The organism is Hymenobacter sedentarius (assembly GCF_001507645.1).
Lineage (GTDB): Bacteria > Bacteroidota > Bacteroidia > Cytophagales > Hymenobacteraceae > Hymenobacter > Hymenobacter sedentarius.
The window spans coordinates 1,099,099-1,112,840 of the sequence record NZ_CP013909.1 but is presented as its reverse complement, the minus strand read 5'-3'; the positions used below and the strand labels follow the sequence as shown (position 1 = coordinate 1,112,840).

The 13,742-nt window shown below is 61.4% G+C and carries 11 protein-coding genes; 10 read left to right on the top strand and 1 reads right to left on the bottom strand.

Annotated elements, in window-relative coordinates; all coding sequences use genetic code 11:
* Positions 1-85: 85 nt before the first annotated feature.
* Positions 86-787, bottom strand: a complete 702-nt coding sequence (locus tag AUC43_RS04695) for a ComF family protein (RefSeq protein ID WP_068190506.1) — start codon at positions 785-787, stop codon at positions 86-88.
* Positions 788-1,020: 233 nt separating this feature from the next.
* On the opposite strand from AUC43_RS04695, the gene AUC43_RS04690 reads away from it, so the two are divergent.
* The 10 genes from AUC43_RS04690 (at position 1,021) to AUC43_RS04645 (ending at position 13,420) form a co-directional block, all read left to right on the top strand.
* The gene (locus tag AUC43_RS04690) at positions 1,021-1,401 is read left to right on the top strand and encodes a carboxymuconolactone decarboxylase family protein (protein ID WP_068190504.1); all 381 of its coding nucleotides are present in this window, start codon (positions 1,021-1,023) and stop codon (positions 1,399-1,401) included.
* Positions 1,398-1,781 (top strand): hypothetical protein, encoded by a 384-nt coding sequence (locus AUC43_RS04685; protein ID WP_068190493.1) that lies wholly within the window; start codon positions 1,398-1,400, stop codon positions 1,779-1,781. Before AUC43_RS04690 ends, AUC43_RS04685 begins: the two co-directional genes overlap by 4 nt.
* A 124-nt stretch (positions 1,782-1,905) precedes the next feature.
* Entirely contained in the window at positions 1,906-2,673 is a 768-nt protein-coding gene (locus AUC43_RS04680) for an exodeoxyribonuclease III (protein WP_068190491.1), read from the top strand.
* A 150-nt stretch (positions 2,674-2,823) separates the two neighbouring features.
* Entirely contained in the window at positions 2,824-6,342 is a 3,519-nt protein-coding gene (locus AUC43_RS04675; protein ID WP_233254109.1) for a DUF4175 family protein, read from the top strand.
* A 158-nt stretch (positions 6,343-6,500) separates the two neighbouring features.
* Positions 6,501-6,947 (top strand): ATP-binding protein, encoded by a 447-nt coding sequence (locus tag AUC43_RS04670; protein ID WP_068190488.1) that lies wholly within the window; start codon positions 6,501-6,503, stop codon positions 6,945-6,947.
* 6 nt (positions 6,948-6,953) lie between these two features.
* Positions 6,954-7,451, top strand: a complete 498-nt coding sequence (ybeY, locus tag AUC43_RS04665) for an rRNA maturation RNase YbeY (protein ID WP_082684907.1) — start codon at positions 6,954-6,956, stop codon at positions 7,449-7,451.
* A gap of 107 nt (positions 7,452-7,558) precedes the next feature.
* Positions 7,559-8,305: an arginine-tRNA-protein transferase gene (locus tag AUC43_RS04660; protein WP_233254108.1), complete on the top strand. Its 747-nt coding sequence runs from the start codon at positions 7,559-7,561 to the stop codon at positions 8,303-8,305.
* Positions 8,306-8,524: 219 nt separating this feature from the next.
* On the top strand, positions 8,525-10,393 hold the full coding sequence (gene mnmG, locus AUC43_RS04655; RefSeq protein ID WP_068190487.1) for a tRNA uridine-5-carboxymethylaminomethyl(34) synthesis enzyme MnmG: 1,869 nt from the start codon (positions 8,525-8,527) through the stop codon (positions 10,391-10,393).
* A 223-nt stretch (positions 10,394-10,616) separates the two neighbouring features.
* A complete protein-coding gene (locus AUC43_RS04650; RefSeq protein WP_068190480.1) occupies positions 10,617-11,522 on the top strand; it encodes a methyltransferase domain-containing protein in 906 nt (301 codons plus the stop codon).
* Between the two features lie 263 nt (positions 11,523-11,785).
* Entirely contained in the window at positions 11,786-13,420 is a 1,635-nt protein-coding gene (locus AUC43_RS04645) for an Ig-like domain-containing protein (protein ID WP_068190475.1), read from the top strand.
* Positions 13,421-13,742: the final 322 nt, after the last annotated feature.

Sequence of the window (13,742 nt, the reverse complement as noted above, 5' to 3'; positions counted from 1 at the left end):
TCGACTAGCTCAATTTTGAAAAGGCCGTTCCTGAATCAGGAACGGCCCTTTTTTTGTGGCTTTTAGTTACTGTGTTTCGATGCGGCTACCGGTCGGCGTAGGCAATGGTGGCGATGCTGACCTCGGCGGCACCGGCCGCCAGGAGCGCCGCACCGCAAGCTTCGAGCGTGGCCCCGGTGGTCAGCACATCGTCGACGACAAGGACACGCTGCCCCACGATAGCCAACGGGCTTTCGACCTCGAATACGGTGGCTACGTTTTCCCAGCGCTCGTCCCGGTTCTTTCGGGTCTGGGTGCTGGTGTGGGTGGTGCGGCGCAGGGCCGTGGCGCTCCAGGGCAGTTGCAGACCCTCCGAGAGGCCGCTGGCAAACGCCGCGGCTTGGTTATAGCCGCGCTTGGCCAGCTTGCGCGGGTGCAGCGGCACGGGCACGATGAGGTCAAAATCGGCCGCGAGGCCCGCATCATGCAACTCGGCACCGTAGAGCTGGCCCAAGGCGGTGCCCACGTCGCGCTGGCCTTGGTACTTGAGCTCGTGCAGCAGGCTTTGGACCCGGCCGTGGCGCACGAAACGTAGGTAGCTCAACGCATGGCGCACTGGCAGCTTGCCCCAGAACCGCCGCCCAATCGGATTTTGCTCCGGGGGCAGCAGGTGGAAGTCGGTGTAGGGCAATTCGGCCCGGCAGCCGGTACAGAGATGGTTTTCGCCGGACACCAGGGGCTCACGGCAAGCCAGGCAGAGGCGCGGGAAAATGAGCCCGACAAAATCGCCCCAGAAGGAATGCAGCATGGTAGAAAGGAAGGGCGAAGTTTTGGGAAGTAATTTTGAAGGAGCAATGTACAGCTTGCCACACTAGGTCGTCATGCAGCCCCTGCGAAGCATCTTGCTTGGGGTAGTAACTCAATCGGCTGTCATGCAGAGCGCAGCGAAGCATCTTCTCACCGTTGAACGAGTCGTGCTAGCTTGATAAGATGCTTCGCTGCGCTCTGCATGACGTTCTCTCTAATTCATACCAACCCATAATGTCCCAAGTAACCGAATTCAACGAGTACCGCCAGCGGATGAACGAAACCATCATGGCGGCCGACAACAAGGTCATCAAGCGGTTTTTCAACCTCGACACCAACACGTACGCGCCCGGCGCCATCGACGTCAAAACCAAGGAAATGCTCGGCCTGGCCTGCTCCATGGTGCTGCGCTGCGACGACTGCATCAAATACCACCTTGGCAAGTGCTTCGAGGAGAAGCTGACCGATGAGGAGATTTACGAGGTATTCGCCATTGCCAACATCATCGGCGGCAGCATCGTGATTCCGCACTTCCGCCGCGCGGTGGAGTACTGGGAAATCCTGAAAACGGAGGCCGTGACGCCCGCACCACCCCACGCCGAGCACGCCGCATGAGCGAGGACCTGAACCCCGCCGAACACCCCGAAGCCGAAGCCGATTTTGAGGCGCGTTGGGAAACCCTGATGCACGAAATGGAGGCCCGCTTCGGCAAGCGGCCCGACCTGAACGCCCTGCTGCTGCTCATCGGCATCCAGGAGCTGAACCAGGGCATCACCACGTTCACCAAAGAGCAAAAGCAGGACCTAATGCACATCGCCACCTGTCGGCTCTTCAGCCTCAGCGGCCACTACGAGCTGGAGCGCGTGGACGAAGACGGCTGGCCCCACTACAAGCTGCTGCGCCCCGTGCCCTTCGCCAACCTGAAGGAGCAGGAGCGCATGCTCAAGTGGCATGTGCTGGAGTATTTCATGCTGGACCCCGGCGATAGTCTGTGAGGCAATTAGGCAGTCATGCTGCGCTTGTCGAAGCATCTTTACTGCAATACTAAACTTAATTAGTAGCGCGGTAGAGATGCTTCGACAAGCTCAGCATGACGTTCTTTTTTAGAATAACCAACCCATGAAAGTTATTTCTTACAACGTCAACGGCCTGCGCTCGGCCCTGAGCAAGGGCTTACTGGACTGGGTAGCCGATGCCGCGCCCGACGTGCTGTGCCTGCAGGAAATAAAGGCCGGCCGCGAGCCCATGGACGTCTCGGGCTTTGAAGCGTTGGGCTACCGCGCCTACCTGCACCCGGCTCAGAAGCCCGGCTACAGCGGCGTGGCCACGTTCACGAAAATTGAGCCAACTGCCGTGGTGCACGGCTGCGGCCAAAGCTGCTACGACGACGAAGGCCGCGTGCTACGGCTGGATTTCAGCAATGTGTCGGTGCTGAACACATACATGCCCTCGGGCACCAGCGGGCCGGAGCGGCAGGCCTTTAAGGTGGAGTGGCTGCACTTCTTCCGAAAGTATGTGGAAGGATTGCGCGCTGAACAGGTGCCGCCGCTGCTCATTGGCGGCGACTTCAACTGCTGCCAGACGGCCATCGACCTGCACAACCCCAAGGCCAACCAGAACAGCCCCGGCTACACGCCCGAGGAGCGGCAGTGGTTCAAGGACTTCCTGGCCGACGGGTATGTGGATACCTTCCGGCACCACCACGGCGAAGCCGTGGGCCACTACTCCTGGTGGAGCTACCGGGCCGGCTCGCGCCAGCGCAACGTAGGCTGGCGCCTTGACCACTGGCTGGCAGATGGCGCCCTGCAACCCCGCCTGACCGGCGCGGGTCTGTTGCCCGACGTGGTGCATTCCGACCACTGCCCAGCTTGGGTGGAAGTGCGGTGAAATGGTGGGGTGCGAAATAGTGAGTTTGATGTTCTGCTTGCGCAGTCGGCGCGGTTAGCACGTCAAACTCACCATTTCGCACCCCACCATTTCACCGCCCCGAACCAAGCACCCTATCTTGATGTATCTTTCCTGAATAAGACCTTATTTATGGCGATGCTGATGGAGCGCGGCGCTGCAGCGGCCGAGTACCCTGCCCTGGCGCGGGTGCGGGCGGAGCTGGAAGCTTTCAAGCGCAAGTTTTACCTCAACCTGCTGGTGCGCGGCCTGCTGGTGGCCGGTGGGCTGCTGCTCACGCTGTTTGTCGTATTCAACGTGCTCGAATACTTTCTCTACCTGCCCACGGTGGTGCGGGCGGGGCTGCTGTTCGGATTCCTGGCTTTGGTGGGCTACAGCTTCATGCGCTGGATATGGCAGCCGCTGGCCGCCCTCACCCACCTGCGCCGGATGCTGAGCGACGAGCAAGCCGCCCGTAGGGTAGGGGAGTTGTTCCCGGAGGTCCAAGACCGGCTGTTGAACGCTCTGCAGCTGCAGGGCCAAGCCCGCGACAATGCCCTGATTGCGGCCAGCCTGGAGCAGCGGGCGGCGCAGTTGGGCCAGTTCTCCTTCGCCGAAGGCATCGACATCAAGCAGCAAACCCGGCCGCTGTGGAAGTACGCCGCCGTGCCGGTAGCGGTATTGCTGGCGCTGTTGGCTTTTTACCCCAGCTTTTTGGTGCAGGGCACGGAGCGCATCTGGCACTACAAGCGGGCGTATTCGCCGCCGGCGCCGTTTCAGTTTTTGATTAAAAACCCCAAGCTGACGGCTTTTCGGGGCGAAGATTTTACGCTGGATGTGGGCGTGGCGGGCGCAGCCCTGCCGGCCGAGGTGAGTATTAACTACAACGACGGCGAACGGCGCCTGAGCAAGGTAGCCGGCCACGGTGACCAGTTCCGCTACACGTTTGAGCAGCCGCAGGGCGACGTCACGTTTCAGCTCAAGGGAGCTGGCTTCAACTCGCCCGAGTACCAGCTCACCGTACTGGAACGGCCCAACCTGCGCGATTTCAAGGTCAACATCACGTACCCGGACTATACCGGCAAAGCGCCCGAAACCATTGAGAACGGCGGCAACCTGACGGTGCCCGAGGGCAGCACGGTGCAGTGGCAGTTTGCCACGGCCGCTACCGATGAGCTGGCCCTGGTATTCCAAAATCCGGACGAGACGCTGATGGCCAGCGGCGACGATGGCACCTTCGTAGCCACCCGGCGGGTACAGCGCTCGCAGCCCTACCTGCTGCGCCTGAAAAACCCGGCCAGCCTCAACCGCGACCCCATTTCCTACCAGCTCACGGCCGTGCCCGACCAAGCGCCTACGCTCACGCTGGAGGCCTTTCCGGACACCGTGACACGGCGCTACCTGGCGCTGGGCGGCACCGTGCGCGACGACTATGGCCTGACGCGGCTGGAGCTGCACTACCGCCTGCTGCGCGGGGGCAATGCCCGGGCGGCCGGCAACTATGCCTCGCGCCCGCTGAGCCTGCCCACCGGCAGCGCCGGCACCTACGCCTACACCTGGAACCTGAACCCGCTGAACCTGCAGCCCGGCGACCACCTCGAATACTACGTGGAAGCCTGGGACAACGACGGCGTGCACGGCCCCAAGGCCACGCGCACCCGGCCGGCCGAGTTCCGGCTGCCCGGCCGGCGCGAAATGCGCCAGGAGCTCACCGCCCAGGCCCAATCGGTGGCCAGCGAGATGAGCCAAGCTGCCAAGCAGAGCGAAAAGCTGGAACGCGAGCTGGCCAAGGCCCAGGACAAGCTCAAGACCAAGCGCGACCTGAGCTTCCAGGACCGCAAGCAGCTGGAAAACATGCTCGACCAAAAGCAGCAGATGAACCAACAGATGGAGCAGATGCAGAAGATGTTTGACCAGCTGCAGCAGAAGCAGGACCAGCTCAACCCCAAGAGCGAGGAGCTGGCCAAGAAGGCCGAGGAGCTAAAAAAGCTGATGGCCGACCTGCTTGACCCCGAAACCAAGAAGCTCTACGACCAGCTCAAGAAGCTGCTGGAACAGCAGAAGCAGCCCGACGCCGAGATGCAAAAGCTACTGCAGCAGCTCGAAAACAAGGAAGACACCCTGCAGAAAGAGCTGGACCGGGCCCTCGAGATGTTCAAGCAGATGCAGCTGGAGCAGAAGGCCGAAGAAACGGCCAACAAGTTGGACGAGCTAGCCAAGCAGGAGGAAAAGCTGGCCGAAAAAACCCAGCAGAACGACAAGGATAACCCCGATAACAAAGCCTCGAACCAGGAGCAAAAAGCCAAGCAGGAACAGCTCAAGAAGGAGCAGGCCCAGAACCAGCAGGAGTTTGAAGACCTGAAAAAGGAGCTGCAGGAGCTCAAGCAAATGGACAAGGAGCTCGGCGACCAGAACGGCATGGACGAGCAGAAGCCCGAGCAGGAGCAGACCGACCAGGACATGCAGGAGAGCCAGCAGCAGCTCGGCAAAAACCAGAACCAGAAGGCCGCCGCCAAGCAGAAAAGCGCCGCCCAGCGCATGAAGCAGATGGCCAAAAAGATGCGCGACCAGATGAGCGAGGAAGAAAGCGACCAAGCCCAGCAGAACATCGACGACCTGCGCGACATCCTTGAAAACCTGCTCACGCTGAGCTTCGACCAGGAAAACCTGATGAAGGATTTCCGCAAAGTGGACCAGAGCGACCCGCGCTTTGTGCAGCTCGGCCAGACGCAGCGCAAGCTGCGCGACGACGCCAAGGTTATCCAGGATTCGCTCTATGCGTTGGCCAAAAAAGAGCCCAAAATTCAGAGCTTCGTGACCCGCGAAGTGGGCGAGATGAACGGCCGCATGGACGAGTCACTCACCCACATCCAGCAGCGCGACCCCGCCCGGGCCACCGCTACCCAGCAGCAGGCCATGACCAGCATGAACAACCTGGCCCTGATGCTGCAAGGCTCCCTCGACCAGATGCAGCAGGAGCAGCAGGCCGGCAAAGGCCAGCCCCAGGACGGCCAGGGCAAGCCCGGCAAGAAAAAGGGCAAGGGCAAAGGGCAGGGCCAGGGCAGCAAGCCCGGCCCCGGCAGCATGGGCAAGATGCAGCAGCAGCTCAACGAGCAGATTCAGAAGCTCTCGCAGAGTGGCAAGAGCGGCCGGCAGATGTCGGAAGAGCTGGCCAAGCTGGCCGGGCAGCAGCAGATGCTGCGCCAGGCCATGCAACAACTCGATAAGATGCAGCAGGGCGGCAAGCCCGGCGGCTCGCAAGCCGGCGAAGGCAAAGACGGCAAAGAGGGCGGCAAGGAGGGAAAAGAAGGCGGTGCCAACGGCAAAGACGGCAAGGGCGACCAAGGCGGAGGCGGCACCGGCGACATCAAGAAAATGATGGAGCAAACCGAAACCGACCTCGTAAATAAGCGCCTGACCGAAGAAACCATCATGCGCCAGCAGCAAATCCTGACCCGCCTGCTCGAAGTCGAGAAATCGGCCCGTGAGCGCGACCAGGACACCAAGCGCGAGGCCCAGGCCGCGCAGGCCAAGCCGCCGGTTTTTCCGCCGGCCTTCGACAAATACAAGGCGAATAAGGAACGCCAAACCGAGTTGCTACGTAGTACTCCTCCGAACCTCACTCCGTATTACCAACGCGAAGTGGGCGAGTATTTTCAGAAAATCAAATAATGGTGGCTCCTAGCAAGCCGATGGTCGTTTCGTTAACCAGTTGGTGTTCTGCCGAAACTGAGCTTCGGCCGGTGAGATAAATTCTTGTGGCGCTTTGCCGTTAAAAGACTATTTTTGCCGCCCCGAACTCGCTGCCGCTCTTCCTTTCAAACCGCCTTATGAAGCAGGTAAAAATTCAGATTCCGTCGCTCGTCGAAAACATCCGCGTGGTGGAGAGTTTTATCGATAATTCCAAGGATACCTTTCAGATTGAGGACGATATCTACGGCAACATCATGGTGGCCGTGACCGAAGCGGTGAACAACGCCATCCGCCACGGCAACAAATTCGATAAAGACAAAAACGTCTATCTGTCGCTGTTCGTGGAGCCGCAGCTGCTCAAATTCGAAATTGAAGACGAAGGCGCCGGTTTTAATTACGACAACCTCGACGACCCTACCGCGCCCGAAAACCTGGAAAACCCAGGGGGCCGCGGCATCTTCCTCATCCGCCACCTGGCCGATGAAGTGGAGTTCAGCAAAGAAGGCCGCCGCGTGCAGCTCACGTTCCAGCTCACCTCGGCGCCCGTCGACGAAACCCCCACTGCCGACCATCTCGCTGCTTAACGTCGCATGATTAGTCACCCGCCGGTGGGGCCTCCCCACCACGATAATTTCCCCCCCGGCGAGCTGCACCACGAAGCCCCGGGCATCGAATTCATGGTGGAGGACGTGCCCGAGTTTGAGCTTTCGGACGCTGAAAGCCTCGTGGAGTGGATTGAGCGGGTGGCGGCCGTGCACGAGCACCGCATTGTGCAGCTCACCTACATCTTCTGCTCCGACGACTACCTGCACCAGCTCAACGTCGAGTACCTCGACCACGACACCCTCACCGACGTCATCACGTTCGACAACTCCGACGACGCCGACATCATTGAGGGCGACATCTTCATCAGCGTGGAGCGGGTGCGCGAAAACGCCCAGGACCTGGGCGTGAGCTTCCGCGACGAGTTGCACCGCGTGATGATTCACGGCGTGCTGCACCTGCTGGGCTACCACGACAAAGACCTGCTGAGCCAAACGGCCATGCGGGCCAAGGAAGACCACTGCTTGTCGCTGCGAACTTTCTAGGTCTTGTTCTGCTTTTTCTAGGACTACCCGACGCCCGCTTTTAGTGGGCGTTGGCATATCCCAGCCTGGTTGGCCGCAATACCTGCGTCCCCTTTTTGCCCCGTTTTATGTCCGCCTCTTCTTCTGGGTTGCCCATTATTCGGGGCGAAGCCTTGGATTTTTACCTGGGCCAGGGCTACTACCGCATGCAGCAGGACTTATTCACCTGCCAGTTTGTGCCTTTTGATGGCCGCCTCTACACTGCCCACTGGCTGCGCGTGGTGCTGCCCCGCGTGGAATGGGGCCCAGAACAGCGCCGCCTGCTTCGGCGCAATGCCCGCTTTGCGGCCACCATCCAGCCGTTCCGGCTCACTTCGGAGCACGAAGAACTGTACGGCCGCTACCGCAGCGCCATCACCTTCGATGCCTCGCCCACCGTGGAGGCCGTGCTGCTGGGTGGGGCCGAGCACAACGTGTTCAACACGTACATTATTGAGCTGCGCGACGGCCACCGCCTCGTGGCCGCCGGCATCTTCGACCGCGGCGACCGCAGCGTGGCCGGCATCCTGAATTTCTACGACCCCGCGTACCGGCAGCACAGCCTGGGCAAGTACCTGCTGCTGCTAAAAACCGACTATGCCCGCCGCTTGGACCTGGATTATTACTACCCCGGCTACGTGGTACACGACTACCCGAAATTCGACTACAAGCTGTCGCTGAGCGCGGCGGCCACCGAAGTATTCGACAGCGTCAGGGGCCGGTGGCAAACGTACTCCCGCGCAGCCGTAACTGCCCACTCCGTTGAGCTGCTGGCCGACTGGCTCCCCGAGGGCTTGCGCGAACTTGCCGAAAAGCTAACCGGCCCGGCCGAGTAACTACGGCTGTGCTTTAACCCGAATTTTTGAACCCGCAACTCGTTTCACGTGAAACTGGCTGCGGGTTTTTGATTTCGTAATTTTGCAACTCGCAAAGCCGGGCTGGCTTTTTTCGCGCTAAGCTCAGCAAAGTTGAAATCAAGTTGCGCAAAGCTTGGTTACAGCCTTTATCGCCTTGGCGAGCCTTCCATTTAAAACTTCGCGAGACCTCGCGCGCCTATGTTTCAGCAAGAAGATTACGACGTCATTGTAGTGGGCGCGGGCCATGCCGGCTGCGAAGCCGCGGCCGCGGCCGCCAACCTCGGCTCGAAGGTGCTGCTGGTGACGATGAACATGAACACCATCGCCCAGATGTCGTGCAACCCGGCCATGGGCGGCGTAGCCAAGGGCCAGATTGTGCGCGAAATCGACGCGCTGGGCGGCCAGTCGGGCATCATCACCGACCAGACCATGATTCAGTTCCGGATGCTGAACCGCTCCAAGGGCCCCGCCATGTGGAGCCCCCGCGCCCAGAGCGACCGGATGCGCTTCGCCGAAGCTTGGCGCCTGACCCTGGAAGGCATCAAAAACGTGGACTTCTGGCAGGAAGCCGTGACCGGCCTCGTGGTGGAAGACGACGCCGTGGTGGGCGTGAAAACCCAGCTCGGCATCGAGTTCCGGGGCAAGTCGGTGGTGCTTACCAACGGCACCTTCCTGAACGGCCTCATCCACATCGGCGAGAAGAATTTCGGGGGCGGCCGGGCGGCCGAAAAAGGCAGCCGCGGCATCACCGAGCAGCTGCTGGAGCTGGGCTTTGAAGCCGGGCGCATGAAAACCGGCACCCCGCCCCGCGTGGACGGCCGCAGCCTTGACTACTCCAAAATGGAGGTGCAGGGCGGCGACGACGTGCCCAGCAAGTTTTCTTACATCGACACGCCGCGGCTCACGCAGCAGCGGCCCTGCTACATCACCTACACCAACGAGCGGGTGCACGACATCCTGCGCGAGGGCTTCGAGAAGTCGCCCATGTTCCAGGGCCGCATCAAGGGCCTGGGGCCGCGCTACTGCCCGTCGGTAGAAGACAAAATCAACCGCTTCGCCGACAAAGACCGGCACCAGATTTTTGTGGAGCCCGAGGGCTGGAGCACCGTGGAGTGCTACATCAATGGCTTTTCGAGCTCGCTGCCCGAAGACGTGCAATACCGCGCCCTGCGCGAAATCGCGGGCTTCGAAAACGCCAAGATGTTCCGCCCGGGCTATGCCATCGAGTACGACTTTTTCCCGCCCACCCAGCTTGGGCTGACCTTGGAAACCAAGCGCGTGCAGAACCTATATTTCGCGGGCCAAATCAACGGCACCACGGGCTACGAAGAAGCCGCCTGCCAGGGCCTGATGGCCGGCATCAACGCCCACAACAAAGTGCACGGCAAGGCGCCCTTCGTCCTGAAAAGGAGCGAAGCCTACATCGGCGTGCTCATCGACGACCTAGTAAACAAAGGCACCGACGAGCCCTACCGCATGTTCACGAGCCGCGCCGAGCACCGCATTCTGCTGCGCCAGGACAATGCCGACTTGCGCCTCACCCCCCTGGGCCACGAGTTGGGTCTGGCCTCGGACGAGCGGCTGGAACGGGTGCGGATGAAGGAAGCGCAGACGGCTGAAGTAGCCGAGCTACTGCAGAAGTTCGGCATCGAAGCGGCTGAGGCGAATCCTATGCTGGTTGAGCTAGGCTCGGCCGAAATCCACGAGAAGACCCGCGCGGTGAACCTTCTGCGCCGGCCCAACCTGGAGCTGGCTGACCTGCGCCGGGCCCTGCCCGCGCTGGATATGGCCCTCGCAGCGTTTGATGAAGAAGCCCTGGAGCAGGCCATCATCAACATTAAGTACGAAACCTACCTGGCAAAGGAGCACCAGCAAGCCGCCCGCCAGCAGGAGCTGGAAAACTTCGTAATCCAGGGCCGGCTCGACTACCGGGCCATGCCGGCGCTCAGCCACGAGGCCCGGGAGAAACTGCTCAAGATTCAGCCCGAAACCATTGGGCAGGCCTCGCGCATCAGCGGCATTTCGCCGGCCGATGTATCGGTGCTGATGGTGTACCTGGGGCGCTAAAAGGCGTTAATCAAATATAATCGGCTGTCATGCTTCCTGCGTCAGCATGACAGCCGATTGGTTTAATTGCACAAACGGTGTGCTTCGCTGCGCTCGCATGGACGGCTTTCTTGGCCAAAAAACCGCCGGCTCCATTGCCGCCAAAATCTTGCGAACTTTGCTGGGCTATAAAAGTTGCTGCGCCGTCCTATAACTGGCCAGCTTTTGCCCTTTAGAAGTATCCGTGTCCTACGAACGATTAGAAAGCTGCCCGGTGTGCGGCAAAACCGAGTTTCGCAACAAGCTGGTGGTGGAAGACCGCACGGTGAGCCACGAAAGCTTTGCCATTGTGCAGTGCGAGGGCTGCGGCTTCCAGTTCACCAACCCCCGGCCCAACGAGGCAGACATTGGGCGGTACTATGAGTCCGATGACTACGTTTCGCACAACAGCGGCGCGGCCGGCCTCGTGAACAAGGCCTACAAGGTGGCCCGGTTTTTCACGATGCGCCGCAAGGTGGGGCTGCTCAGCAAGTTTGCGCCCCGCCGCGGCAAGCTGCTCGATTACGGCTGCGGCACGGGCCATTTTCTGGCCGCGGCCAAGGCGGCGGGCTGGAAAGTAGCCGGCCTGGAGCCCAATGCCCGCGCCCGGGAAGAAGCCAGCCAGCGCCTGGGCCAGCTCATTGGCCAAGGCGGCCTGGGCGCGCTCGAGCCCGGCACGTTCGATGCCATTACCCTCTGGCACGTGCTCGAACACGTGCATGCGCTCAACGAAACTTTGGCTCAACTCACGGCCCTGCTCAAGCCCGATGGCGTGCTGCTAATAGCCGTGCCCAACGTGGAAAGCCTCGATGCGCAGCACTACCGCGAGCTGTGGGCCGCCTACGACGTGCCCCGGCACCTGTACCATTTCGCGCCCAAAACCATGGCCCAGCTGCTCAAAAAGCACAAGCTGACCATCCGCGAAACGCTGCCCATGCCGCTCGACGCCTACTACGTGAGCATGCTCAGCGAGAAGCACAAGGAAGAGCGCGCCGGCGGCATCCTCACGGTGCTGAAGGCCGGCTACAAGTCCAACCAGTACGCCGAGCAGCACGAGGGGCAATACTCCAGCTTGCTGTACGTGGCCGGGCGGCGCACTCCGGCGGCCTAAGGCAGCCGGCCGACGGGGAGAAGCTCGGCCGAAGCCGACTGTTAGCAGCGGCTGGCCTGGATTTCCTGGCACTGCTGCCGCCCGCGCTTCCCATCGCCTGCCTTGGGCTGGATTCGGTTTAAACTCCTTCGCCCACCTTTGCACCAGATACCGTTCGGCGCGTTGCCGTCGTTACTGCCGAGTCGGGTGCTGCTGCGCTGGTTTCTTCTATGCGGCATAGCGGGCGGCTATTGTTGTGCTTACTCTCACCACGTTGTTGTATAATGTCCGTTCGCGCTGAACTGCTGGCTTTGCTGGCAATGGTTGCCTTGCTCGAAAGCTGCGCTGCCGTGGCCCCGCCCCAGGGCGGCCCGCGCGACCGCACCCCGCCGCGCCGCATCAGCAGCTCGCCGGATAGCGCCGCCCGCAACGTGAAGCAGCAGTTCGTGCGCCTGGTGTTTTCGGAGCCCGTCGTCACCAAGGACTTGAGCAAAAACCTGCTCATTACCCCGCAGCTGCCACCCGACAACCCCTACAAGCTGCGCGAGGAGCGGAACTCCATCACCCTGCTTTTTGACAAGCCGCTCGACGCCAACACCACTTACAGCTTCAATTTCCGGAGCGGCGTGGTCGACATTACCGAGGGCCTGCCCGCCACCAACGCGGCCCTCAACTTCAGCACGGGCGCCGTGCTGGATTCGGGCAAGGTGAGCGGCACCGTCACCGACGTGCTGACGGCCAAACCCATAGCCGAGGCCAGCGTGGGCCTCTACCGCCAGGCCGATACCGCCGGTGTGAAGCGCGGCCGGCCCTACTACACCGTGCTCACTGATAAGGAAGGCAAATTCAATTTCAGCTTCCTCAAAGCCGGGCCCTACAAAATCTACGCCCTGGTGGACAAAAACACCAACGGCCGCTACGACGAAGGCGAGAAAATTGCCTACCTGCCCGCGCCCATCACCATTACCGGCAGCACGGGCGCGCCGGTGGCGCTCGTCCTCACCCAGCCTGACCGGCGCCCGCCGCTGCTGACTACCCGGCAGGCCAGCCCCACGCAACTGCGCCTGAGTTTCAATGAAGGCCTGCGGTCGGCGGCTCTGGCGCCAGTTGGCTCAACTCAGGCCCCGCCCGCCGTGGCCGAGGCGCTGCTGCTCACCGACCGGGGCCGCACGGTGGTGCTCTTCAAAACCCCGGAGGTAGGGGATGGGCGCTACCTGCTCACCACGGCCGACAGCACCGGCAACGTGGGGCACGACACGCTGCAGGTGAAGTTTCCGGCCGCCCCCACCAATGGCAAAAAAATCCCGCCCCCGAGCTTGTACACGGTGGATGGCAGCCCGCGCACGGTATTCCCCAAGGGCCAGGTCAAGTTCCTGTTTGCCGTACCGGTGCGCGTGGCCACGGGCCGGCCGTTCGGCACGCTGGTCGAGGATTCAGCGAAGCGCCGGCCCCTGCGCCTGCCGGCCGATGGCACCCTCAGCCCCGACCGCACGGCCCTTATTGTGCGGTTCAATAGCAGGGCCCACGCGCGGCTCGACATTGTACTCGACAGCACGGCCATCACGGCCATTACGGGGCAGGCCTTGCGGTTGCGGCCGTTGCGCCTCGGCATCAGCGAGCAGGACGTGTCGAATAGCCTGTCGGGCCCGATTACCACCAAGGAGAAAAACTTTGAGCTGCAGTTGCTCGACGATAAGCTGCAGGTGGTGGCCAGCCTGGCCTCGCCCAAGGGAAGCTACCTGTTTACGGACGTGCCCCCCGGCGTTTACCACCTACGCGTGCTGATTGACAGCGACGGCGATGGCCACTGGCGTAACGGCGACCCGAACCTGCTGCTCCCGCCCGAGCCGGTGTACCTGGACCCCAACCCCCAGCAGGTGCGGGCCGGATTCGACCTGGTGGAGCCCCTCAAGTTTTAGTATTAGCCACCGGCAGAGGCACTTTCTGTGCTCTGGGGTGTACATTGCTAAAGCGGAGTATTCGAATTCTGTCGTTCGGTATGCCACTGGACCCAGCCCGGCATGCCCGCCTACCCGACGAATAGCGCTGCCCGACCGAGGGTGGCCTGGCTCTGAATTTTTACATTTCAGCCCTTCTGGGGCTAGCCTTCATAGCACTTGACTTGGGTTCGACTTAGGACGGCGCAATGCGCCTAAAGAGCCCCTTTTATCCACATTCGTGGATAACTATTCGCTTATTCCAGTTACTGAAAGGCTTTTTGAAGGGTATTCCACCGCTTTT